General features: G+C 36.4%; 22 protein-coding genes. 14 read left to right on the top strand and 8 right to left on the bottom strand.

All coding sequences use genetic code 11. The features are described from left to right. Positions 1-28: 28 nt before the first annotated feature. Complete coding sequence (mfd, locus tag GOQ17_RS06610; RefSeq protein ID WP_159636493.1) at positions 29-3364, bottom strand: transcription-repair coupling factor; 3336 nt, start codon at positions 3362-3364, stop codon at positions 29-31. Positions 3365-3478: 114 nt separating this feature from the next. Between mfd and GOQ17_RS06605 the strand changes: the two genes are divergently transcribed. Next, entirely contained in the window at positions 3479-3883 is a 405-nt protein-coding gene (locus GOQ17_RS06605; RefSeq protein WP_159636492.1) for a hypothetical protein, read from the top strand. Positions 3884-4331: 448 nt separating this feature from the next. Here GOQ17_RS06605 and GOQ17_RS06600 read toward each other — a convergent pair whose 3' ends face one another. Together GOQ17_RS06600 and GOQ17_RS06595 are read right to left on the bottom strand one after the other, a co-directional pair. Further along, positions 4332-4757 carry a nuclear transport factor 2 family protein gene (locus tag GOQ17_RS06600; RefSeq protein WP_159636490.1) on the bottom strand — a complete coding sequence of 142 codons (426 nt, stop codon included), beginning with the start codon at positions 4755-4757 and terminating at the stop codon, positions 4332-4334. 417 nt (positions 4758-5174) lie between these two features. Then, on the bottom strand, positions 5175-5726 hold the full coding sequence (locus GOQ17_RS06595; protein WP_159636489.1) for a hypothetical protein: 552 nt from the start codon (positions 5724-5726) through the stop codon (positions 5175-5177). Between the two features lie 328 nt (positions 5727-6054). Between GOQ17_RS06595 and GOQ17_RS06590 the strand changes: the two genes are divergently transcribed. The 3 genes from GOQ17_RS06590 (at position 6055) to GOQ17_RS06580 (ending at position 9301) form a co-directional block, all read left to right on the top strand. Continuing rightward, complete coding sequence (locus GOQ17_RS06590) at positions 6055-6921, top strand: helix-turn-helix domain-containing protein (RefSeq protein WP_159636488.1); 867 nt, start codon at positions 6055-6057, stop codon at positions 6919-6921. A 4-nt stretch (positions 6922-6925) separates the two neighbouring features. Beyond that, positions 6926-7339, top strand: coding sequence for a DUF983 domain-containing protein (locus tag GOQ17_RS06585; RefSeq protein ID WP_159636487.1), 414 nt, complete (start codon positions 6926-6928; stop codon positions 7337-7339). A 96-nt stretch (positions 7340-7435) separates the two neighbouring features. Beyond that, positions 7436-9301, top strand: coding sequence for a M1 family metallopeptidase (locus GOQ17_RS06580; protein WP_159636485.1), 1866 nt, complete (start codon positions 7436-7438; stop codon positions 9299-9301). 615 nt (positions 9302-9916) lie between these two features. Here the strand turns inward: GOQ17_RS06580 and GOQ17_RS06575 are convergent. Both GOQ17_RS06575 and GOQ17_RS06570 read right to left on the bottom strand, forming a co-directional pair. Then, positions 9917-10819, bottom strand: coding sequence for a DUF5106 domain-containing protein (locus GOQ17_RS06575; RefSeq protein WP_159636484.1), 903 nt, complete (start codon positions 10817-10819; stop codon positions 9917-9919). Positions 10820-10829: 10 nt separating this feature from the next. Next, on the bottom strand, positions 10830-11240 hold the full coding sequence (locus GOQ17_RS06570) for a BT0820 family HAD-type phosphatase (protein ID WP_159636483.1): 411 nt from the start codon (positions 11238-11240) through the stop codon (positions 10830-10832). A gap of 264 nt (positions 11241-11504) precedes the next feature. On the opposite strand from GOQ17_RS06570, the gene GOQ17_RS06565 reads away from it, so the two are divergent. The 4 genes from GOQ17_RS06565 to GOQ17_RS06550 all read left to right on the top strand — a co-directional run bounded on the left by GOQ17_RS06565 (position 11505) and on the right by GOQ17_RS06550 (position 15865). Next, positions 11505-12308 (top strand): tyrosine-protein phosphatase, encoded by an 804-nt coding sequence (locus tag GOQ17_RS06565; protein ID WP_236537082.1) that lies wholly within the window; start codon positions 11505-11507, stop codon positions 12306-12308. A 122-nt stretch (positions 12309-12430) separates the two neighbouring features. Next, a complete protein-coding gene (gene dnaG, locus GOQ17_RS06560) occupies positions 12431-14428 on the top strand; it encodes a DNA primase (protein ID WP_159636481.1) in 1998 nt (665 codons plus the stop codon). Positions 14429-14450: 22 nt separating this feature from the next. After that, complete coding sequence (locus GOQ17_RS06555) at positions 14451-14804, top strand: YraN family protein (RefSeq protein WP_159636480.1); 354 nt, start codon at positions 14451-14453, stop codon at positions 14802-14804. Between the two features lie 11 nt (positions 14805-14815). Beyond that, a complete protein-coding gene (locus GOQ17_RS06550) occupies positions 14816-15865 on the top strand; it encodes a glutaminyl-peptide cyclotransferase (RefSeq protein WP_159636478.1) in 1050 nt (349 codons plus the stop codon). Positions 15866-15895: 30 nt separating this feature from the next. On the opposite strand, the gene def is transcribed toward GOQ17_RS06550, so the two are convergent. Next, entirely contained in the window at positions 15896-17116 is a 1221-nt protein-coding gene (def, locus tag GOQ17_RS06545; protein ID WP_159636476.1) for a peptide deformylase, read from the bottom strand. A 79-nt stretch (positions 17117-17195) separates the two neighbouring features. Between def and ruvX the strand changes: the two genes are divergently transcribed. The 3 genes from ruvX to GOQ17_RS06530 all read left to right on the top strand — a co-directional run bounded on the left by ruvX (position 17196) and on the right by GOQ17_RS06530 (position 18809). Further along, positions 17196-17609 (top strand): Holliday junction resolvase RuvX, encoded by a 414-nt coding sequence (gene ruvX, locus GOQ17_RS06540; RefSeq protein WP_159636624.1) that lies wholly within the window; start codon positions 17196-17198, stop codon positions 17607-17609. Positions 17610-17613: 4 nt separating this feature from the next. Then, complete coding sequence (ybeY, locus tag GOQ17_RS06535; RefSeq protein ID WP_159636474.1) at positions 17614-18048, top strand: rRNA maturation RNase YbeY; 435 nt, start codon at positions 17614-17616, stop codon at positions 18046-18048. A gap of 98 nt (positions 18049-18146) precedes the next feature. Beyond that, on the top strand, positions 18147-18809 hold the full coding sequence (locus GOQ17_RS06530; RefSeq protein ID WP_159636472.1) for a DUF2490 domain-containing protein: 663 nt from the start codon (positions 18147-18149) through the stop codon (positions 18807-18809). Between the two features lie 68 nt (positions 18810-18877). On the opposite strand, the gene GOQ17_RS06525 is transcribed toward GOQ17_RS06530, so the two are convergent. Continuing rightward, entirely contained in the window at positions 18878-19297 is a 420-nt protein-coding gene (locus GOQ17_RS06525) for a nucleoside-diphosphate kinase (protein WP_159636470.1), read from the bottom strand. A 131-nt stretch (positions 19298-19428) separates the two neighbouring features. Here GOQ17_RS06525 and GOQ17_RS06520 point away from each other — a divergent pair, with 131 nt between their 5' ends. The 3 genes from GOQ17_RS06520 (at position 19429) to GOQ17_RS06510 (ending at position 22646) form a co-directional block, all read left to right on the top strand. Then, positions 19429-20277 carry a 4-hydroxy-3-methylbut-2-enyl diphosphate reductase gene (locus GOQ17_RS06520; RefSeq protein WP_159636468.1) on the top strand — a complete coding sequence of 283 codons (849 nt, stop codon included), beginning with the start codon at positions 19429-19431 and terminating at the stop codon, positions 20275-20277. Positions 20278-20349: 72 nt separating this feature from the next. Continuing rightward, positions 20350-21378 carry a ferrochelatase gene (gene hemH / locus GOQ17_RS06515; protein ID WP_159636466.1) on the top strand — a complete coding sequence of 343 codons (1029 nt, stop codon included), beginning with the start codon at positions 20350-20352 and terminating at the stop codon, positions 21376-21378. Between the two features lie 11 nt (positions 21379-21389). After that, positions 21390-22646, top strand: coding sequence for a metallophosphoesterase (locus GOQ17_RS06510; protein WP_159636464.1), 1257 nt, complete (start codon positions 21390-21392; stop codon positions 22644-22646). A 56-nt stretch (positions 22647-22702) separates the two neighbouring features. Here GOQ17_RS06510 and pfkA read toward each other — a convergent pair whose 3' ends face one another. Next, positions 22703-23677, bottom strand: a complete 975-nt coding sequence (gene pfkA, locus GOQ17_RS06505) for a 6-phosphofructokinase (protein ID WP_159636462.1) — start codon at positions 23675-23677, stop codon at positions 22703-22705. Positions 23678-23893 lie beyond the last annotated feature (216 nt).

The raw sequence follows: 23893 nt of genomic DNA, 5'->3' as shown, positions 1-23893 counted from the left end.
GGCAAGAGGACAGCGCGAAGCTGGACTTTTACACCATCTGCTTCAGCAAATGCAACGCATAATCTATTGTTGTAATATTGCTTAACGCCAAACGCAATTGTCCTTTTACTTCTTTTAAGTTGCTTATTGAAGGGTTCGAGCCTACGAAAGCCAACACTTTTCCAAACTGATCCGATTCGAAATAGCTAGATTTCGCATTGTTGATAAAGAAACCTTTCAATGTTTGCTTTTTGTACGAAATCTTCTCAAAACCAATTTCTTTGCCTAGCCATTGCAAACGCAAGGTGTTGAACAACTCAAATACAGGTGAAGGAATAGGACCAAAACGGTCTTCCAATTCTTTCTCAAAAGCTTGAAGCTGTTGTTCATTTTCGAGCTTCGCAATATCATTGTATAAGTTATATCGCTCGCCGATATTGGTTACATACTCATCTGGAATCATCACTTCCAAATCGGTATCTATTTGCGTAAAGGAAACGTATTTTCTGTTTTGTTCGTCCGCAAATAATTCCCCAAACTCATCATCTTTCAATTCTTGAACGGCTTCATCCAAAATCTTGTTGTACATCTCAAAACCTATCTCCGCAATAAAGCCCGATTGCTCCGCACCCAATAAGTTACCCGAACCACGGATATCCAAATCACGCATCGCTACATTGAATCCAGAACCTAGCTCCGAGAACTCCTCTATAGCTGAAAGACGTTTGTAAGCTTCTGAAGTTAATGTTGATAATGGCGGACTTAATAAATAACAAAATGCTTTTTTGTTAGATCGTCCAACGCGACCACGCATTTGGTGCAAGTCACTCAACCCAAACATATGGGCATGGTTAATGATAATGGTGTTGGCATTTGGGATATCGAGACCAGCTTCGATAATCGTTGTTGCGACGAGTACATCAAAGTCATGGTTGATAAATTTCAACATCACATCTTCTAGGTCATCACCTTCCAGCTGTCCGTGCGCTACGCCGACACGCGCTCCAGGAACTAGTTTTTGTATCATGGCGCCCAGCTGTTTCAAGTCTGCTACACGATTGTGAATAAAGAAGACCTGACCACCTCTATCAATCTCGTATGACACGGCTTCTTGGATAAGTTGCTCGCCAAATACATGCAATTCGGTTTGTACGGGCTGTCTATTGGGCGGTGGTGTTGAGATAATACTCAAGTCACGCGCTCCCATCAAGGAGAAGTGTAGCGTACGAGGAATAGGTGTTGCGGTTAATGTCAAAGAATCTACATTGGCTCGCATCACTTTTAGCTTCTCTTTGACCGACACTCCAAACTTTTGTTCCTCATCGATAATCATCAGACCGAGGTCTTTGAATTTCACATCCTTGCTAACTAGGCGATGTGTACCGATGATAATATCTATTTTACCCTCTTCGAGTTTTTTAAGAGTTTCTTTGATTTGTTTTGAAGTTTTGAAACGATTGATGTAATCAATGTTAGCTGGTAGACCTTTTAATCGCTCAGAGAATGTACGGTAATGTTGCAATGCCAAAATAGTCGTCGGTACCAAAACCGCCACTTGTTTGCTGTCCGCAACAGCTTTGAAAGCGGCACGTATAGCAACTTCGGTTTTACCAAAACCGACGTCCCCACAGACCAGTCTATCCATCGGATGTGGTGACTCCATGTCACGCTTCACATCGTTGGTCGCTTTTTCTTGATCTGGCGTGTCCTCATAGATAAAGGACGCTTCTAATTCTTTTTGCAAATACGTATCAGGACTAAAGGCATTACCCGTTTGCGCTTTACGCAGGGCATACAGTTTAATCAAGTCACGCGCGATATCTTTAACCTTTTTCTTGGTTGTTTTCTTCAATTTGTCCCAGGCATCCGTACCCAACTTATTCATTTTGGGAATAGTGCCTTCCTTGCCCGAATACTTCGAAATACGGTTTAACGAGTTAATATTGACGTACAAGAGGTCATTGTCAGCATAGATCAGACGAATCATTTCTTGCGTCTTGCCGTTGACATCGACCTTTTCCAAACCCGCATATTTACCTACACCGTGGTCAATATGCGTGATATAATCACCAGGTTTTAGGTCACGCAAATCTTTTAAGGTAATCGCTTGTGAACGCTCGTATGCCTTTATACGCTTGTATTTATAGTATCTATCAAAGATTTGGTGATCGGTGTAACAAGCTAATTGAATCGTATCATCACGGAAGCCTTCGCGAAAAGCTTTATAAATTGGAGTAAAAGTCACCGACTTATCAATGTCATCCAAAATAGCGTAAATACGCTCCACTTGCTTTGTGGAATCCGAAAATATAAGATTCTTTATCTTCTTGCTTTCGTTTTCTTTGAAATTATGAATCAACAAGTTGAAATCCTTGTTGAACGAAGGTTGCGGATGGGTATCGAAAGTGATAACCTCACCTGCCTTAAAGAAGAACTGCTTGCCAAACTCCACATTTGGAAAATCAAATAACATCGAACCGAAGTTCTTGTCATCCGTAAACGTGAAACGCGGATCTACTAAGTCTGGATTATTTTTGAGATCGGCTTCGGACAAGGCTTTCCACAATTGGGAAGCTTTTTTATAGCCTTCTTGGATAATATCAAATGTGAACTGCACGTCTTTAATCCAAATCACCGAATCCCTATCGATGTATTCCAATAAGGAAATATGGTTATTGGCTAAAAACTTTGCTTGTACATTGGGAACAATCGTTACAGTGTGAATCTTACTCACCGAAAGCTGACTTTCGATATCAAACGTACGAATGCTTTCAATTTCATCGCCAAAGAACTCCACACGATACGGCAAATCATTTGAAAAAGAGAAAATATCGACAATACCACCTCGAATAGCAAATTGCCCTGGCTCATACACAAAATCTACGCGTTCAAAATCGTATTCGTACAAGAACTCATTGATAAAATCAATGCTCAACTTGGTGTTTTGTGTTATTGGTAAAGTGTTTTTCTCTAAATCTTGACGATTGATAACCTTCTCTGCGATGGCTTCGGGATAGGTAACCACGATTTTCGGCAGTTCGGAAGTATGATTGAGCGAACTCAGCGTTTCGGCACGTTGCAACACGTGTGCACTATCCAGTTGCATGAAATCAAAAGCCTTGCGGTAGGAAGCAGGGAAAAACAATATCTGCTTGTCAAACATGCTTTCCAAATCACTCAAAAAGTACGATGCATCTTCGTGAGTGGGTAAGATAAACACATAAGGTCGCTCGTGCAGATGATACGCCGAAGCCGCTACCATCGCATCCGATGACCCAATAAGTCCTTTGAGTTGGATTTTAGGATTTTTACCTTGAATAGCTTTGACAAGTGAGGTTACTTGAGTTGTTTGTCCGTATTGTGCTAAGATTTCCTGAATATTCACTTAATTCCCAATGTTTTCCCCAAAGTTAGTAAAAATATGGGAGTGGCATTAGTCCAATCTTATGCGATTATAATTTATAGTTTTTTTATATTAGTGAACAAACGAATGACACCTATGAAGCTAATACTGTTCACATTAGTATTGATCTTTTCCTATAGTACGAGTTACTCACAACATAAAGTCTGTGTAGATGTTATTAAAAATTATGCGGGAAAATATTATATCCTTTATTCTGATAGTACTTGGGATATAACTACAAAATCTACTTATGATGTTTATAATATTGTTAAAAGTGATAATTCTGACAAAATTGTCAGTAAGAAAGCTGTCTCTATAAATTCTAAACCTGTTGAATCTTCTACTACGAAAACAAAAACAAGTAAAATTACGACTACTGGTACTAGAAGTAACACTTTCGTTATATCAACAACTTCCTCTATTTGTGGTGCAAGAACTAAAAAAGGTGGATCATGCCAAAGACGTGTTGTTGGAGGTGGCTATTGCTATCAACACAAATAGAATTTAACTAGTGATTTTAGAAATAGATTTAAATGAACCGCAAAGTACATACACAACCCTCAATCTCCTAAAAATAAACAAATAATACTGAAATTTCCAAATCGCGCATCGCAGGGAAGTCTCCTCAAATTCACATCTGCTTAGCGCTTTATTTGGGCTTTGTTCGGTAGTTGTTCGGAAAAAATGCTAATTTTCCGAAGCCGACCCGAAGGAGATCCGAACAAGACCCGAACAAACACCTGAAAAGTTAGGATTGTCAATAAAGTACAATCTGTGCCAAACCTTGCCAAATGTGTATCATTTTGAGACAATTTATGCAAATGTTGTCCATTTGTGTTTTTGGACTGGGTTTGCACATGTTTTGTAACAAAATCTGGGAAGAATGCTACAAACAAAAAAAAGCCTGCACTCCTGCAGACTTTTATACTAAACAAAAATTACCCAGTACCTATGGATAAGTCGTTACCACTTTATTAATTTTCCAGCCTTCAGCAGATTGGATCAATGTAATGTAGTCTACTCTTTTGAACGTACCGAAGTCCATAGTCACTTTGCTGATCGTCGTGCTACCTACCTGATCTACGATTTCAATAGTTTGTGTCGAGTTATATTTTAAGTCTTTGACAGATTTCAAATAGTTTACGTATTCTTTCTTGCCAAATTTGTCGTTGTTAGCGGTGTTGCTGTATTCGAAGTTGTTAGCAAACATTTCTTTGGTGTATTCTGTACTTCCCAATAAAGTTGCCCCTACATAGTTCATGACAACTTCCTTGCTGTTCAATTCTTTGAAAGGTTTGCTATCAGCGTGAGCGTAAAAAACTGTTGATACTAATGTGATAACTGCTACTGCGATTGTTTTTATATTTCTTTTCATAACTTTTATATTTTAATTTCTGGTGTTTTGTTAGGACAAAGGTATAGCAGTAACGTGGGGTGCGAAACGCTGTTTCGACCAGTAGAGGCAGATTTTCGGTGAAAATGGAATAGAAATCGGTGAAAATATTTAGAAGGAGGGAAAGAGGTGCTGTTAAATGATTATGTGTTCATAGCCCTCTATGCCGGGCAGGCATCCTACTTTTTATCGCAAAAGTAGGCAAAGCTCGTCGCTGTACCGAGTTGCCACATCGCTATACCATCCTTACAAATGGCAACTCGCTAAGGCGACATTTAATGCACCACAAAGAATAGTGCAATAATTTGATTATAAGAAATAGTTTTATTGACTTTTTTATTCCGAACAGATGTTATATAAGAACTGTGCTCAGCGAGAGAGCTTTAGACTAAAATGATTTTAGCTTATCATTAACCCTTGCTCTTCAGCAAAAGTAAGAACCTTTTCGTATGACTCTTTAAGATCAAATTGAAGGTCTTCGTGAAGTTTATCGTATTTGTTGAAAGTTGTCTTAAGGCGTGCGGCTACATAGCGTTGTAATTTGTCAGCAGCAGAGACATAAGTTTTGTGGAATAAGGCAGGATAATGTTCGAAAGCACGTTCTAATATCAACAAGCGAAATTCAGCTTCGCTAAATTTATCTTTCGTCACCTTTTCGTGTTCGTTGATCATACCGCTAGCTTGTCGCAGTAATACAGTCAATGCACGGTAATGGGAATACATCGCAACATTTTTTATTCCCGAACGATTGGGCCCTAGCAACTCATTAAGTCGTTCACGCAACGTATTAATGCGTTCTTCCAAATCAATTTCATCCTCCAGCAACTGAAAGTGCAGTTGTTTCATCAGCATTTTATCTTTGCTGATTAAGCGCACCAACAATTTGTCCTTCTCCTTCGGAGGAAGGCTAAGAACAGCTGCTTTGAGTTCAGGATCTTTGTGTAACGACATTGGGTTAAAGTTAGTAAGAAATGTTGAATTTCTTAGGTTTATTGATAAGCACTCTTGCTGGTAAGGCAATTACTTTTTTATTGAAAAAAGTAACCAAAACCTCGTCGCTTTACCGGATTGGCACAATGTCACACCCTTCTTGCTGTTGCCAATCCACTAAGGCGACATTGTTCGTACCTGTGTGGAATGTGCATAAACTTTTTTAATACTGAGTATTTAATGAAAGAGCCATATAAACTGTGGTACTTTTTACTTAAATATAAAAAGTACCATTAATTGCATTAATATTACCATATATAATGGTGTATTCAAAGTATCTTTGTATACGATGGCAAAAGTTCCTGTTATAGCGCAATGTGTGGTGTCTGATGGGCTGAATCAAGAAATTATGATTGAGAGCCTATCGGATTATTTGGTTCGAAATTCGAATCTTGTATTCCCACATCGCCATAATTTTTACCATTTTGTGTTATTCACAACAGGACAAGGATCTCATACGATAGATTTTGAAAAGTTCACTATTGAACCTTGGCAAATCTATTTTATGTCGCCGGGACAGATACACACTTGGGAATTCGAAGGGGATATGCAGGGCTATGTCGTGAATTTTCATAAAGATTTATTTAAGAATGTCCTGTTACGTTCTGATTATTTGACGACATTATCTTTTTTCTCTGGATTGGTCAGAGATGAAGTGTTTGTCGTGAATGATGAGGACAGATCTTTAGTTTTGGAAATTCTAGAACGACTTGTAAAAGATACTACACAAAAGAATTTTGTCTCAAGCTCGCTGCATTATCTTTTCAATCTGTTAAATGCCCGACGTGTGCCATCTGTGACTCAAGATACAAATGCGTATAATCATACTTTGTTGCGTAATTTTTTGAATCTGATAGAATCAAATTTTACGTCCTTGCGTCTTCCCAAAGAATATGCAGCATTATTGTACATTACGCCAAATCATTTGAATGCACTTTGCAAAGAATTATTGGGGCAATCTGCTGGCGAGTTAATTCGCGACCGCGTAATTTTGGAAGCAAAGCGTCTATTGGTAATAAAAGACTACTCCGTTGCTGAAATTGCGTATGAGCTGAATTTTAACGATAATTCCTATTTTACGAAGTTTTTCAAAAAGGTAGTCGGACTTACGCCCGAAGAGTTTAGAAAGAACATTTATAACAATAGAAATACATAATACTATGTCTACAGAATATACAATACCTAGTGAATTAAAAAGTGCGGTGGACGGCAAATGTCCGAGATGTCGTAAGGGGAATATGTTTAAGGCACCACTGTTGAGCTTTAAATCTAAAAAGATGCACGAGAACTGTCCGCACTGTGGTTTGAAATTTGAGAAAGAACCAGGCTATTTTTATGTAGCGATGTATGTGAGTTATGCTTTTGTAGTGGCAGAATTAGTGTCCGCATGTGTAGCTACATATGTATTGACAGGCAATTTAGAGTCTCCATGGTTGTATCTTTCTGTTGCGGTGGCTGTAGCTATTTTGCTAGCGCCATTCAATTACCGTTATTCTAGGATAGTACTGATGTATTGGATGACACCTCAATTTAAATTTCAAGAGAAATATTTTTTACTCAAAAAAGAGGGTTAATTACTATTTTTGACAGCTATTTGTAACAATGTAGAAGGGATTTATCGTCGCAGGACATAAATCCCTAATTTTATTTTTTATCTATTACTTCGATTTATGAAATACTTTGCACTTCTATTATGTGTTTTGTTGTCCACATCCATTTTTGCACAGCGAAAGGGGTATTGGCAACAAGATGTTCAATACAAAATGGATATTGATGTCAATGAGAAAAACTTTCGTTACGATGGGAAGATGACATTGGTATATGGTAACAATTCAGGACAATCTTTGTCGAAAGTTTATTTTCACTTATACTTCAATGCATTTCAACCAGGAAGTATGATGGATAATCGTCTAGTGTCAATAGCAGATCCGGATGCACGTATGGTGAAAAATTTGGGTACAAAAGAAAAACCGGTGTACCAAAGTCGTATTTCCGAATTGAAGCCAGAGCAGATTGGTTACCAAAAGATTTCTTCTATCAAAGTAAACGGTGTTCAAGCAGCATTCAAAGTAGATGGTACTATTTTAGAAGTTATCCTTCCGCAAGCTATTGCAGATGGTTCGAAGACGACTTTCGAATTGGAATGGCAGGCACAAGTTCCAGAGCAAATTCGTCGCAGCGGACGTAATTCGAAAGAAGACGTAGCATTCTCTATGGCGCAATGGTACCCTAAGTTGGCGCATTTTGATGAGTTTGGTTGGCATTTGGATGAATATGTAGGTCGCGAGTTTATTGCACCATTTGGTGATTTTGATGTGACTATTCATTTGCACAAAGATTATGTAATTGGTGCGTCAGGTATGTTGCAAAATCCTTTAGAGGTAAAAGGCTATGTAAAAAACGCTAAAGTCAAAGCAAATGGTAATAATAAAGCTTCTTGGCATTTCAAAGCAGAGAATATTCATGATTTCGCCTGGGGAGCCGATCCTAAGTTTGTGGTTGATTCAACTGTTACAGCAGGAGGTGTAAAGTTATACTCTGTTTTTATTCCCAAGAATAAGGAAATAATTGAAAACTGGACACAAGCATTAGGTTTTGCTAAAGAGTTTTTTGACTTTACATCGACCCGCTTTGGTGCATATCCATGGTCATCGTATACTATCGTACAAGGTGGTGATGGCGGTATGGAATACGGAACGATGACGTTAGTAACGGGAGGACGTAATTTGAAAAGCTTAGTAAATGTGATATTCCATGAAGTAGCGCACTCTTGGTATCAACATCTATTTGGTATCAACGAGACTGTTGACGAGTGGTTTGATGAAGGTTTTACTTCCTACATCGAAGAGTTGGGTATGCAACATGTTTTTGAGAAAAAAGGCGCTGTAGCTTCTAATCCTGTCATTGAGCCTTACCGCGCATATTATCGTTTAGCCTTATCAGGCAAAGAAGAACCTATGAGTTTGTTGGCGGATTACTATAATACAAATTATGGATATTCGAATCAGGCTTATAATAAAGGGGCTGTATTTGCAGAGCAACTGGGGTATATTATTGGTCAACAAAACTTAGAAAAGACATTTTTGCAATTCTATGAGCAATGGAAATTTAAGCACCCTACACCAAATGATTTCAAACGTGTATCGGAAGAAGTTTCCGGTATTAATTTGAAATGGTATTTCAATCTCTTCATTAATACTACTCGTAAGATTGATTATGCCATAGAAAATGTTTCTAATAAGCGTGTTGTCATTCGCAACAAATCTGATTTAGCAATGCCTTTGGATATTTTGATAGAATACACTGATGGGGCAAAGGAATTATTCTATATCCCACTGCGCGAAATGCGTGGTGAAAAGCCCGCTGAAAATTATGATATATATACTGGTGTAAAACGTACTGTGTTAGAAGATTGGTTTTGGACAAAACCAACATATACTTTCCAAACTGAAAAGGAAATTGCGAAAGTTACGATAGATCCTACTCAACGACTAGCTGATATTGAAGCGAGTGATAATATAAAAATATTGAAGTAATATAAACTAAAGGAGCCAAATTCTGGCTCCTTTAGTTTTGATATACGCCGTAATCAGCAATATTGCCTTCCTCTTTTATTGTTCCTGGATGAGATGTGTTTGTTTCTTCCAATACCGTTATCAGCACATACATAAAGATAGAACAAATAAGCATTGTTAAACAAAGTAAAAATTGTTTCATAATATTGTTTTAAACAGGTAGTAGTTTGTTAATTGCAAATTTATTAGTATTTTATTTCATTACCATTAAGTTTTTATTAAATAGCCATTATTAGGTACTCTATTTAATAGTAATTTTTACTAAATAATAGTAATCTCAAAGAAAAAACTGTGCCAACTTATTTAAGTTCAAGGTAGTGATAGTTTTTTAATCTAAATTATTATTTGATGAGATTACGTTCTAATACCATACATAAACTTTTGTAGAAGTTTAATATGTGTTTTTTATAGATTAATATTGTCTCTAGTGGCAAATAATAATTGTTAAGCTAATTTAACAATAATTTTTAATTATACTATTATTTAAATAAATGCATCTTGAGGGGTGTTTTGTTAACCAACTAAGGGTGTGGTTGATATTAAATATCGCTTAATAATAGCCATTTGATAGTACTATTATACATTCTTTAGGTAATCGAGTAATTGATCAGTACTAGTGTCTTTTAATAAGACCTTTTTGTCTTGATCAAGTAAATAAATAGTAGGTGAGGCTTTAAGATCATATAGTCCTTCTTGAAGGACTTTTTTACTTAAATCAATTCCGTTAATCCATGTAGAAGGAATAATCTGGAAGCTTTCAGCCCAAATAGCTTTGTCCCCGTCTGGATACATAGCCAGCATTGTGACTTTTTCCTTCAAAAGGGAATTAAACTGTGTGCTGCTCTTTAGAAGCTCAATTGTTTCACGACACGAATTGCATGTGGGCTCATAAAAGAATAAAATCGTATATTCTTTTTTGATGTCATACAAGTTCATTGTTTTTCCGTTTGTATGGAATTCAAAACTAGTGGCTTTGGTACCTACTTGATTTTTGGTTGCAATTTTTAATAACGTATGGTACTTTGTTTTGTTCGCAGAAGGGATTCCATCAGAATTTATAAGTATTTGCAATACAATTATATAATAATCTTCATTATAAAAAGGTGAGTTTACATCGTATAAATATCTACGCAATAACTCTTCAAAGTATTGTCTAATTGTGGGGTTTGTGCTAGATTTTTGGATAAGTTCAGAAGTAGATTGCGCGATGGTGGACGAATTTGCTCGCGGAAATAGGCTTATGAAATCTACTAAATGTTGTTCGCCATATTCTGCTGATGTAGCTTTATTTTCATCTTGAAAATTAAAATCATCCCAAAAATGTAAAAGTCTTCCATCAATAGTTTGTATATGCGCAGATGGAGGAATAAAATCCTTGTCTATTTCAACTTGTTTTTCAGAGGAAGAATTATTGACGTCTCTTCCACAACCAAATAATAGAATGCAAATTGCAAAGCATATAAAACTTATTTCTTTCATTAACCTTATTTTATTTAAAAATAAACCAACCTTTCTTCTTCTGTCTGCGTGCTGTGAATTCTGAATCGAATTGCAAATTTAGTGCTTTTTTTTCTTGAATTACTTCATATATAAAATGCCAATTAGGAAGTCCGCCGAAATTCCTATCATCTATAAAGAGGTCTGCTTTAAGCTTACGTGGTGCTGTTGACCGATCTTCTTCAGGAAAGTTAGCATTGTGTGCAAAGAAATAAAGGCCATTATCCGCACAAAATCTAACAGCCTCTTGTAGTAGTTCACCCTCTCTTACTGTCCATAAGATTAAAGTGTGATTTTCGTTTTGAAGCTGTTTGAGCGTGTCAAAAGCAAATGGAATTATTTTACCAATTTGCGGATATTTATGTTCTACTATTGTTCCATCAAAGTCAACTGCTATAACCATAAGAATTGTTTAGAGATTTATAGATATGAGCAAATATACGAAAAGATAGGTTCTTAAGTATGTAGACAATTAACTACGATAGTTTTTTAAATGTTTTATTATTAAATAAAATAATTAATCAATTCTTATTTTTGTGCAACATGACCGTTGATATAGATTTGTATGGCATGGAAATTGTAATTACTTATTTATAGTGATTCAACAAAATATTTAGTTTGAAAAGGTGGTATTTTTAAGCTAATTTTAACGTATTATATTGCATTTATGGGTTTTTTTTCTAATTTATTCGGTTCTAAGAAAGTTTCAGGTGATAAGGTGAGATCCATGGGTAAATTATCCTTCTTAGAAGTGGATATGCATAATCATTTACTTCCAGGTATTGATGATGGTAGCCCATCCGTTGAAGATTCCTTAGATTTGATTAAAGGTTTAAACAGTCTAGGCTTTCAAAGTTATATCTGTACACCACATATCATGGAGGATGTTCATCCGAATAATAAAACGACTATTAACGATGCTTACAAATTATTAAATTCAGCACTAAATGAGAGAGGTGGCAAAACTAAAATTTTTGCTGCGGCTGAACATATGATTGATGATGGAATAAATCGATTAATAGCTAAGGATAATCTATGTGTTATGCCTGGAGGCTATGTATTGATTGAGATGTCTTATTTGGCAGAATCCAAAGCATTATTTCAAACAATATTAGATATTCAAAATTTAGGTTATAAGCCTATTTTGGCACATCCAGAGCGTTATAACTATTATCATTATAATTTTGATGTGTACAAACAGATTAAAGATGCTGGATGCTTATTGCAATTGAATTTACTTTCTATCAGTAGATATTATGGTACTGAAGTAAAAGTAGCTGCATTGACAATGCTTAAATCAGGAATGTATGATTTTGTAGGTACCGACTTGCATCATCAGAAGCATTTGGCAGCATTGCAAGATGTGGTAGCAAAATATCCTATTCGTGATTTATTAAGAACTTGCAATGTTTTAAACCCGACATTATTAGATCATATAAGTCAAGATGATGCTTCTATAGCAACTGGATAATATTTTGAAATATGGACAATGCAAGGTGGAATTATTATTCCACCTTTTTTTATTTATAGGGGGATTGACTAATTATTTTTAAATTTGAAATAGATCGAATGTAAGTTGAAAGGTAAGGAAAGTTGATAGCAAACGAAACGATACAGAAAGTTTTAGATGCCGCTCGAATAGAGGAGGTAGTAGGGGATTTTGTAGATTTAAAAAAGAGAGGAACATCTCTGATAGGAAATTGTCCTTTCCATAATGAGAAAACACCGTCCTTTCACGTATCTGTAGCTAAGGGTATTTATAAATGCTTTGGGTGTGGAGTTGGAGGGGATTCACTCAAGTTTGTGATGGAGTTGGAAAAATTTTCTTATCCAGAGGCTATCCGATACTTGGGTAATAAATATGGTATCGAAATCGAAGAAATTGAGCGTACTCCAGCTCAACTAGCAGCTCAAGACAAAAGAGAGAGTCTATATATACTAAGCCAGTGGGCAGGGAAGTTTTTTAAAGAGAATCTTTGGGAAACTGATTTTGGAAAATCAATTGGGTTATCTTATTTCAAAGAACGTGGATATCGCGAAGATATTATAAAGAAGTTTGAATTAGGATATTCGCCAGATCAATGGACGGCGTTAGTTGATGAAGCAAAAAAGGCTGGATTTCACGAAGGCTATCTAACTGATATTGGTTTAGCAATAGAACGCGATGACAAGTCGTTGTATGATCGGTTCAGAGGAAGAGTTATTTTTCCAATTCACAATCTCACAGGTCGTGTTATTGGTTTTGGGGGAAGAACACTAAAAACAGAAAAGTCTGTCCCAAAATATGTTAATTCACCTGAATCAGATATTTACCATAAGTCGGATGTACTTTATGGATTAAATTTCGCCAAAAAGGCAATTATGGATGCTGATCTCTGCTATTTAGTAGAGGGTTATGCAGATGTAATCGCCATGCATCAAACAGGGGTAGAGAATGTTGTTTCATCTTCCGGAACATCGCTGACTTCAGGGCAAATCAAACTCATATCTCGTTTTACAAGAAATGTTGTGATTCTTTACGATGGCGATGCAGCGGGAATTAAAGCCTCTTTGCGCGGTACAGATATGTTACTCGAGGAAGGACTCAATGTTAAGGTTCTTTTGTTCCCAGATGGAAACGATCCGGACTCCTATGCCAAACAAGTTGGTTCTACAGCATTCAAGGATTATATTGAGAAAAATCAGGAAGATTTTATTTTCTATAAAACCAATATCCTATTAAAGGATGCAAATGATGATCCTATCAAAAGAGCAGAAGTTATTCGTGAAGTCGTAGAAAGTATTGCATTGATTCCAGATGAAATTAAAGTTTCTGTTTTCATTAGACAATGTAGTTCTCTATTGGATATTGAAGAACGAATATTGCTCACAGAGCTTAATAAAATAAGGCTTAATAAAGCGAAAGCACAAGATAGGAAAGCTTCGCAAAGTAGAGCTCAATCTGGTCCTCAAGCGCCTAGCAGTGATTATCCTGCAGATATGCCACCTGCGGATTTTTTCTTAACAGAACAAGAAAAAGCTGAAGCAGGGATTACCTCGAGTCCAGCACAAATCATTACATCAGAATTGCTTCAAGAACGGGAGATTGTACGTATTCTGTTAAATTACGGCCGTGAGATGGTTACATGGGAAGGAGATGGGGATGTTCCTGTCGCACCCTATCTTCTCGGAAGTCTTGATGATATTGAATTTGAAGACTCTATCTGTGCTAAAATTATAGCTGAATTCAGAAAACAAGCTGAGAATTTCGAGGTGCCCGATGCGAAATTTTTTATTTCTTCGGAAGATAAGGATGTTTCTGCTTTGGCAGTGGATTGTATTGCGTCTAAATATGAGATCAGTCCGAATTGGAATGACGATAAGCGCAAGATTTATGTCACACAAGAAATTGAACACTTGCAGGAGCTAGTTATTCAGGCTATTTATCGGATAAAAAAACGTAAGTTTTCTCGAGAAATGCATAAGGTACAAGAGGAATTGAAAAAGAATCTTTCTGCAGAGGATATGGAAATAGAATTGCATAAGTATCAGAAGCTTAAGGAAGCAGAAAAGATGCTAGGGCAATTATTGGGGAATATTGTTATAAAGTAGCTTATAAAATAAATTTATACCAATGGCTAATCACTTGAAATCTGGAAAATACGGTGAAAATTTAGCTGTTGATTTTTTAAAAAATGCAGGCTTCGATATTTTAGCTGTAAACTGGCGATTCAAATATTGGGAAGTGGATATAGTGGCCATGGAGGAAAATATCCTCGTGTTTGTGGAGGTCAAAAGTCGAAAATCTGACTTGTATGGAGTGCCGAGTGATTTTGTGGATAACAAAAAACAACAAAACCTAATACAAGCTGCAGAAGCTTACATCGAGTTGAATAAGTACGTGGGAGAAATAAGATTTGATATTGTTTCAGTATATTTAGAAACAAAAAAAGTGGAATTAATAAAAGATGCTTTTTGGAGCAACTAAACTAGTATAACATGCGTATTAAGTTTTTTTCAGGTATATCATTAGCGATTTTATTAGCAATCGCAGGCTGTAAATCTCAACAAGGAAAGTTTGAGTTTGTGCAACCAGAATCGGGACAACGTGTCGCTTTTGGGGAGCAAGTGAAATTGAAGCTCAATTTTCCGAACACATCCTTGGATTCAGTAGTTTATTCCATAGACGGACAAGCTTTTGTTACTAAAACAGATACAGGAAGTGTAGTTTTTGATACCAAACAATACGGTTTCGGTGATCGTTCTTTATCTGCAAAGATATACGCCCAAGGTAAAGAAGATATCGCTTACAGCAATATATTGGTGCTTCCACCGAATGCAAAAAACTACGCTTTTGAAGTAGTAAATGAATTTCCACATGATACGAAAGCTTATACACAAGGATTGCAATTTGCAGATGGAATATTGTACGAAACTACAGGTCAGCCAGACATAGAGGGAATTGTGACTTCAATACGCAAGGTTGATTTAAAAACAGGTAGTATCTTGAAAATTGAGAAACCTGAGGAAAGTTTCTTCGGAGAAGGTATGACAATCGTTGGAAATAGGATAGTTTTTCTTACTTGGGAAAAAAGAAAAGGATTTTTCTTAGATAAAAATACACTTAAGAAAATAGGCGAGTTTAATTATGGTAATAGTCAAGAGGGGTGGGGAGTTACTTATGACGGTAAACAATTGATCAAATCCGATGGGTCTAATAAATTACATTTTCTTAATGCCGATACTGGACAGGAGGAGTCATATATAAGTGTTTATGATGAGAACGGCAAAGTTGATTCATTGAATGAACTTGAATATATAGATGGAAAAGTCTATGCTAATATTTACGGGAAAGATGTTATAGTTATTATTGACCCTAAAACTGGCGCAGTAGAAGGTAGAATCAATTTGATAGGGTTGTATTCTGAAGGAAGAAATGCAAATGACAATGAATTGAATGGAATTGCATATGATTCTGTGGGCAAACGATTATTTGTGACAGGTAAATTATGGCCTAAATTATACGAGATTAAACTTATAGAAAGATAACATTAAAAGGCAGCCTAATAGCTGCCTTTGCTATGGTCTCACATTTCCTGCTTCGATAGAAAATTGGATCTTATCTTTCAAATCAACTTTCTGGGTTTTTGTTTGTTCCTCAAGACGATCAGGATAGAGTATGCCATAAAGATGGTCCACTTCATGCTGAAAAATAACAGCAGTAAAACCTTCAATATTTTCTTCGATAATATTTCCGTTCTTATCCCAATATTGCAATCGAATCGCATAGTTTCGTTGTACTTCTTCGCGTCTATCGGGTATCGAAAGGCAACCCTCAGTTCCAAGACGTGTTAGTTTTGAACGCCAAATGATTTTTGGATTAATAAAAAATTCAAATGGCTCGCCCGTTTTGTCAAAGCGTTGAACCCAAATCAAATTTTTGTTAACGCCAACCTGCGGAGCGGCAATTCCTACACCAGCATGTTCAGGGTCTTGAACGGTCAATAGCATTCTTTTTTCTAAAATAGGTAATAGCGGGTCATCAAGTTTGATATCTTGTGATGTTGCTTTTAAAACTGATAATTCATTGTCATTTGTAGTCTGATATACATGCAGTTTTGTGTTTATATCACCACTGTTGATAATGGCTTTTTCTTTTTCAGTGAAATTCTTTGCCATAGCTTTATTGACTTGTCTTTCGTTTTTGGGACCTTTATAATTTTTTTCTCCTGCCGTAATGGCTATATTTAGTGTATTTTCAGCGGGTGGTTGTGGACATCTATATCCCGAACTGTATGCGCAATAAGGATTGTAAGATTTGTTGAAATCTAATTCAATTTTTCCATTTTTAATATGTGATGCGTCTAGTTCTAAATACCTTCCACCAGAATATGTCTCTTCACCATTCGTTTTATCCAGATAAGGTAAGAATAAATAATTCTTAAATTGTGGATTTTGGAATAAAGCCTCACTTTGATATAACGTAAGCGTATGTTGTTGCCCATATAATTCAAAATGTACGAGTGCATATCGCTTATATGTATTGCTAGTACCGTCATAAGTAGGCATCCGAAATGATTTCTCCCCATACAGTGGCTCTACATCCGCATTTATGACAAAATCTTTGTTCGCACGGTAATAAGACAAAAAAGCAATGTTTTCTTCTTTCAGTGGACCAAATTTATCCTTGCTGAACTTATTCTTTATTTCTGATCTATAAGCTTCGATTTGTTGTTCAAATGTCTGGGCTTTTATACCAAAAGGAACGAGCAAAAGTAATATGTATAAAATTAGTCGCATATTGTAAATATATACTACCAAAGTTATAGATTTTTATCCTCAATAATGAATTGTACCTTTGTTAAAATTTTTTGAGCGTATGCGAATAATGGCATTTGATTATGGGACTAAGCGTATAGGAATCGCAGTCACTGACCCCTTACAGATTATTGCGACGTCCCTTACTACCGTTCATCCTGAAGAAATATGGACATTCTTAAAGGATTATTTGCAACAGGAGCAAGTGGAAACATTTGTCGTAGGTAAGCCTCTGCAAATGGATGGAACGGATTCGGAGTCTGCGCAACACGTGCTGGGTTTTACGCGTAAGTTGAAGAAAGAATATCCCGCAATTAATTTAGTAGAAGTGGATGAACGTTTTACCTCTAAGATGGCATCCTCGGCTATCGCACAATCCGGAATGAAAAAGAATAAAAGGCAAAATAAAGGATTGGTGGATACAGTTTCCGCAACACTAATTTTGCAAACATATATGGATACAAAAGGATTTTAATAAAATGGCATTAAAGGATATTTCATTTTTTTCGGAAGATATTGATTTTGTCTTAAAGGATAAGGCAAAGGTTAGAAACTGGATAGGGGATACTATCAAAGCAGAAGGTTATAAGCGTATTGGCGAATTAACTTTTGTGTTCTGTTCGGACGAGTATTTGTTGGATATCAATAAACAGTATTTGAGTCATGATACTTATACAGATATTGTGACTTTCGATTCTTCAGAAGAGGAAGATATGATTTCGGGTGATATTTTCATTTCGATAGAAAGGATTCGTGAGAATGCTGCGAAATTTAATGTTACTGAAAAAGATGAGTTGCACCGTGTGATTATTCATGGAGTATTGCATTTGTGCGGTTATTATGACAAAAAGAAGGAAGATAAAGAGTTAATGACTTCCAAAGAAAACGAGCATTTAGAAAAAAGATCATTCTAAAGGGATATTTAAAGTGAACTATTTAGTTCACTTTTTTTATACAAAATTGTTACAGCAAATGAACTTAAATTATAGGAGTTAGGTCTTATTTTCGAAGTATGAGAGCATTATTCCTATTATTTACTTTATCTATTTGTATTTCTTCACAAGCGCAGTCATTGAATGGTTGGCTGATATATTTTGGCAATACGCAAATCAAAGACTCGAAATTTAGTTTACATCATGAATTGCAGCTTCGTGATTATAAAATCATTGGCGACCACAATCAAACATTAATTCGAATTGGCGGTCAATATCAATTTAAACCTTATTTTCAAGCAACTTTAGGTTATGGTTTTATCCATACAGAAGCTGAGGGGACGCCAAACAATCCATTTGCTGAACATCGAATTTACCAAGAAGGCATGTTTTCACATGGTATCTTGAATTCAAAACTTAGACACCGAATTAGATTGGAAGAGCGATTCATTGAAAATCAAGATTTTCGAGGGCGATTCAGGTATTGTTTATTTGCTGATATTCCTTTGAATGCAAAGCAATTTGATAAGAATGGCCTTTATTTGGCGCTTTATGATGAGATTTTCTTGAATATTTCTGATGAAGAATCCATTAAGGCTTTCGACAGAAATCGAGCGTATTCTGGATTGGGGTATAAGTTGCAGCAAAATCTAGGATTACAATTGGGATATATGCGTCAACATGTGGGGTCAAATGCAGGAACTAATCATCTGATGCTTTCTGTGCATCATAAGATGAATTGAAAATAATAGATAACAATAAAGGACAATCAATTCGATTGTCCTTTATTGTTATTTTCAGTTTTTTATGATTAAAATCTTTCGAATTGAGAGAAGAAGAAGTTACCTTCGATTTGTGCATTCTCGTCAGAATCTGAACCGTGAACAGCATTTGCATCGATAGATTTAGCATATTTGTTACGGATAGTACCTTCAGCAGCTTCAGCAGGGTTAGTAGCACCGATTAATGTACGGAAATCTTCTACTGCATTTTCTTTTTCTAAGATAGCCGCTACGATAGGACCAGAAGTCATGAATTTTACTAATTCACCGTAGAAAGGTCTTTCTTTGTGTACTGCGTAAAAGTTTCCAGCAGACTCTTCAGTCAATTGGATATATTTCATTGCTACGATTTTGAATCCGCCAGCAATAATGTCGTTTAAAATAGCTCCGATGTGACCATTTGCTACTGCATCAGGTTTAATCATCGTGAAAGTTCTGTTAGTTGCCATAACCTTATTATATCAAATTTTTTGCAAAGGTACAGAAAAAGGAAAAAATATAAAGAAATATTAAAGTCATTCTTTGTAGATGAATTTTTATACATATTTCACGTACCAAATCTTATTGCTAACTTTGTGATATGTCAAAAAATCTGCAAGTTACGATTGATAAAGATTCAGGCTTTTGCTTCGGAGTAGTCTATGCTATTGATATGGCAGAAGAAATATTAGAGCAAGATGGCTATTTGTATTGTTTGGGTGATATTGTGCACAATGATGAAGAGGTCGCACGATTGAAAGCCAAAGGATTACGTATTATCAATCACGATGTGTTACCGACTTTGCAGAATGAAAAAGTGTTAATCCGTGCACATGGAGAAGCGCCTGAAACGTACAAGCTTGCACTTGAAAACAATATCACTTTAATAGATGCGTCTTGTCCTGTTGTTTTGAAACTGCAGAATAGAATCAAGACTTCGTACGATGAGGACGAGAAGATTCTGATTTTTGGTAAACATGGGCATGCAGAAGTGATTGGTTTGCAAGGACAAACGAATAATGAAGCCCTTGTTTTTCAAGATATCGATGAATTGGATAATGTAGAACTGCCAAGTTCGTTTACATTATACAGTCAGACAACTAAAAGTGTAGACAAGTTCTATGCGATAAAAGAAGAATTAATCAAAAGAGGTTACGAGGTGAAAGCCAATGATACTATTTGTCGTCAAGTGTCCAATCGTTATGATGATTTGAATGACTTTGCACGTCAATATGATAAAATAGTCTTCGTTTCTGGCAAAAAATCATCTAATGGTAAAGTATTATACGATGTGTGTAAAGCTGCCAACCCAAATTCTTATTTTATATCAGGCATTGAAGAATTAGATTCTACGATTTTCAACGACGGCGATACTATCGGTATCTGTGGCGCGACATCCACGCCTATGTGGCTGATGAAAGATGTCAAAGAAGCGTTAGAACAACTCTAATTGCTGGTCATGTTATTATCATTTTCGATAGTTGAAGAAAGTCAGCTATAAATTTTAGTTATTTTTGTATCAATGAATAAGCAGCGTAAAAAAGGTGTTTTGTTGGTACAATTAGGTACTCCTGATGCGCCTTCTACTCCAGAAGTGAGAAGGTATTTAACAGAGTTTTTGATGGATGGTCGCGTAATGGACATTCCTTTGCTAGGAAGAAATCTTCTAGTGAAAGGAGTGATTGTTCCTAAGCGTGCCGCGCAATCTGCTGAAACTTATGCGACGATTTGGGATGAGGTTAATGGTTCTCCCTTGATGTATTATTCAGTACTTCAGCAAAAAATGTTGCAAGAAGAATTAGGTGACGAATACCACGTGGAGTTAGCGATGCGCTACCAGAATCCTTCCATAGAGTCTACATTGAAGAAAATGCAAGGGATGTATCTGGAGAGCATTAAGGTGATACCATTGTTCCCACAATATGCATCTGCTACATCTGGTTCTGTAATAGACAAAGTGATGGAAATCATGCGTACATGGCAATATATTCCAAAAGTATCTTTTGTGAGCAGCTATTGCGAAGATGATTTGATGATCGATACGTACGCCGAACATGGGACACGTCATGATATTGATTCATTTGACCATATTATGTTTAGCTATCATGGTCTTCCTGTACGTCAGTTAGGTAAAGTTGACCCGACAGGAGAACTAAAGTGCCCAGATACGGGTTGTGATACCTGTAAGAAAGAAACTAATTCATTCTGCTATTTATCTCAATGCTACGCTACGTCAAGGGCGATTGCGAATAAGCTTGGTATTACGGAGGATAAATATACGGTATGTTTTCAGTCGCGATTGGGCAAAACACCATGGATTCAGCCTTATACTTCGGATGCATTGCATGATTTGGCAAACAAAGGAGTTAAAAGACTGTTAGTATTTAGCCCAGCTTTTGTTGCCGACTGTATCGAAACGTTGGATGAAATTCAAGTCGAATATGCTGAAGAATTTAAAGAGCTTGGTGGGGATGAAGTGGTGATGGTCGAAAGCTTAAATGATGACCCCAAATGGATACAATCTCTAAAGAGATTAGTATTGTCTAATTAAACAAGATACCGATGCTTATAATCAATGCAATAATTTTATTTTTATTAGATTTTTATATTTTTTTCGCGCTTAGGTCTACGAAGATACCTTTTGCCAAAAAAAAGTGGTTTACTTATTTGTGGTGGGGTTATTCTATTGCCTTATTCATAGGTTTATTTATTTCCTTCAAATATAATATCCCATTAGCTTATCGTTCTATTATTTTGGTGGCTTTCTTTTTGACTGCTATCAGTAAATTCATTTATGCTTTTATTTTGGTGATAGATGATTTGAGACGTGGTGGAATTTGGGTGACTCGGTTGTTTAGGCGTAAGCCTGTACCAAATATTAAGAAGCGTATTGAAGAATTAGAGCAGCCTTTGCCCGAAGTTCCTACTAAAGGTATTTCAAGGTCTGAGTTTTTATTGAAGTCGGGTATTGTGGTGGCGTCATTGCCTATTTTTCCGTTGTCTTGGGGAATTATTTCTGGCGCTTATGATTATCAAATCCGCAGACAAAGACTAGTATTGCCGAATCTTCCGAAAGCTTTTCACGGTTTCAAAATAGCACAAATATCGGATGTGCATTCTGGTTCATTTTATAATAAAAAAGCGGTATTAGGTGGTGTAGAAATGTTATTGGGAGAAAAACCTGATGCGGTCTTTTTTACCGGAGATTTGGTGAATAACCAAGCTAATGAAATGACGAATTACCAAAATATCTTTTCTAAGCTTCAAGCGGATTATGGTGTGTATTCAGTCTTGGGTAATCACGATTATGGTGATTACTATTATGGGCGAGAAGATAGTCCTGCTAAACGCAAGAATTATCAAGATATGTTGGATGTTCATCGAGTGATGGGCTGGGATTTGTTAATGGATGAAAACCGTTCTATCAAAGTAGGTAATGAGGAAATCAGTATTGTCGGTGTTCAGAACTGGGGTACAGGTCGTTTTCCTAAAAAGGGAGATTTGAATAAAGCATTGCAAGGCACCGAAGAAATATCAACTAAACTTCTACTTTCTCACGACCCGTCGCATTGGAGAGCACAAGTATTAGATACCAATATTGATGCTATGTTTGCAGGTCATACACATGGTATGCAATTTGGTGTGCGTGGTGAACATTTCCAATGGAGTCCAGCGAAGTTTATATACAAAGAATGGGCAGGCTTATACCAAGAAGGAAATCAACAATTATATGTAAATACTGGTTTTGGATTTCTAGGTTACCCAGGACGTGTAGGGATAGTGCCGGAGATTACTATATTTGAGTTGGTGACAGCGTAAGTAAAGTGAATTAATTTAAAAAACGCCATTAAAATTAGTTTAATGGCGTTATTGTTTTATAATGAAAGTATTTCAACTATTCGTGTTAAGTTAGTATTGACTTTGTCGATGTGTTTGATTGCTTTGCTGAAAGGTGTGTAAGTTATTTCTCCGCAAATCAATCCTGCCATTTCTCCTCGTCTTCCAGCAATAAGTCCTTCCACAGCAGCTACACCTAAACGACTTGCTAGCACGCGGTCCATACAAGATGGTTTTCCTCCACGTTGAATGTGACCTAGTATGGAGACACGAACATCATAATTTGGGAAATTCTCTTTTATTTTATCGGCTACAACTAATCCGCCTTCATCATCACCTTCTGCTACAATAATGATGCGAGATGATTTGTTTTTACGTGTACTGTCCAAGCGCTTCATGATAGCATTATAGTCTACCTCAAGTTCTGGAATTAAGACAGCTTCTGCACCAGTGCTAATACCCGAGCGTAACGCAATAAGACCAGAGTCACGTCCCATAACTTCTATGACAAATAATCTATCATGGGATTCAGCTGTATCTCGTATTTTATCTACAGCATCCACTACCGTATTAATGGCGGTATCATACCCGATAGTAAAATCGGTACCAGCTAAATCATTATCAATAGTTCCTGGCATTCCAAGAATTGGAATATCGAATTCTTCAATAAATTTAGAAGCTCCAGTGAAAGTTCCATCACCACCGATTACAACTAAAGCATCAATGCCCAGCTTTTTGATGTTGTCATACGCTTTTTGGCGGCCTTCATAAGTTCGAAATTCGTCACTACGGGCTGTTTTCAAGATTGTTCCGCCACGTTGAATAATGTTCGCAACAGATTTAGCATCCATTGGTAGAATGTCTCCATTTACAAGACCATCGTAACCTCTTTTGACACCAAACATATTTAATCCATGATATATACCTGCACGAACTACTGCACGTATACCTGCATTCATTCCTGGGGCATCTCCACCAGATGTTAAAACTGCTATATTTTTGATTTCACCCATATGTTACAAATATATCAATATCAGGCTATTTTTTTTATTAATTTAATATTAATTACTTGATTATTTTGACTTAAATTTTTCTAATCCTGAGCGCAAGAAAGCTTCATATTTGTCGATATCGTAAACAGCTCCACTCGTCGGAACCAATAACTCGCCATTCGCATCAAGCAAAGCATATAATGGCTGGGAATTACTTTCAAATCTGGTGATTTGAAA

Source organism: Sphingobacterium composti, assembly GCF_009829075.1.
In the GTDB taxonomy this organism is placed as follows: domain Bacteria; phylum Bacteroidota; class Bacteroidia; order Sphingobacteriales; family Sphingobacteriaceae; genus Sphingobacterium; species Sphingobacterium composti.
Note: the sequence above shows the minus strand (reverse complement) of the source record. Positions and strands in the feature narration are given on the sequence as shown.

Coding starts and splice junctions, on each gene's coding strand:
- GOQ17_RS06570 (WP_159636483.1), bottom strand. CDS start 11,240: ATGGTTATAGCAGTTGACTTTGATGGAACAATAGTAGAACATAAATAT.
- def (WP_159636476.1), bottom strand. CDS start 17,116: ATGCGACTAATTTTATACATATTACTTTTGCTCGTTCCTTTTGGTATA.
- hemH (WP_159636466.1), top strand. CDS start 20,350: ATGAATAAGCAGCGTAAAAAAGGTGTTTTGTTGGTACAATTAGGTACT.
- GOQ17_RS06585 (WP_159636487.1), top strand. CDS start 6,926: ATGTCTACAGAATATACAATACCTAGTGAATTAAAAAGTGCGGTGGAC.
- ruvX (WP_159636624.1), top strand. CDS start 17,196: ATGCGAATAATGGCATTTGATTATGGGACTAAGCGTATAGGAATCGCA.
- GOQ17_RS06575 (WP_159636484.1), bottom strand. CDS start 10,819: ATGAAAGAAATAAGTTTTATATGCTTTGCAATTTGCATTCTATTATTT.
- GOQ17_RS06595 (WP_159636489.1), bottom strand. CDS start 5,726: ATGTCGTTACACAAAGATCCTGAACTCAAAGCAGCTGTTCTTAGCCTT.
- GOQ17_RS06525 (WP_159636470.1), bottom strand. CDS start 19,297: ATGGCAACTAACAGAACTTTCACGATGATTAAACCTGATGCAGTAGCA.
- GOQ17_RS06600 (WP_159636490.1), bottom strand. CDS start 4,757: ATGAAAAGAAATATAAAAACAATCGCAGTAGCAGTTATCACATTAGTA.
- GOQ17_RS06555 (WP_159636480.1), top strand. CDS start 14,451: ATGGCTAATCACTTGAAATCTGGAAAATACGGTGAAAATTTAGCTGTT.
- GOQ17_RS06510 (WP_159636464.1), top strand. CDS start 21,390: ATGCTTATAATCAATGCAATAATTTTATTTTTATTAGATTTTTATATT.
- pfkA (WP_159636462.1), bottom strand. CDS start 23,677: ATGGGTGAAATCAAAAATATAGCAGTTTTAACATCTGGTGGAGATGCC.
- GOQ17_RS06550 (WP_159636478.1), top strand. CDS start 14,816: ATGCGTATTAAGTTTTTTTCAGGTATATCATTAGCGATTTTATTAGCA.
- GOQ17_RS06530 (WP_159636472.1), top strand. CDS start 18,147: ATGAGAGCATTATTCCTATTATTTACTTTATCTATTTGTATTTCTTCA.
- ybeY (WP_159636474.1), top strand. CDS start 17,614: ATGGCATTAAAGGATATTTCATTTTTTTCGGAAGATATTGATTTTGTC.
- GOQ17_RS06565 (WP_236537082.1), top strand. CDS start 11,505: ATGGGTTTTTTTTCTAATTTATTCGGTTCTAAGAAAGTTTCAGGTGAT.
- GOQ17_RS06520 (WP_159636468.1), top strand. CDS start 19,429: ATGTCAAAAAATCTGCAAGTTACGATTGATAAAGATTCAGGCTTTTGC.
- GOQ17_RS06605 (WP_159636492.1), top strand. CDS start 3,479: ATGAAGCTAATACTGTTCACATTAGTATTGATCTTTTCCTATAGTACG.
- GOQ17_RS06590 (WP_159636488.1), top strand. CDS start 6,055: ATGGCAAAAGTTCCTGTTATAGCGCAATGTGTGGTGTCTGATGGGCTG.
- GOQ17_RS06580 (WP_159636485.1), top strand. CDS start 7,436: ATGAAATACTTTGCACTTCTATTATGTGTTTTGTTGTCCACATCCATT.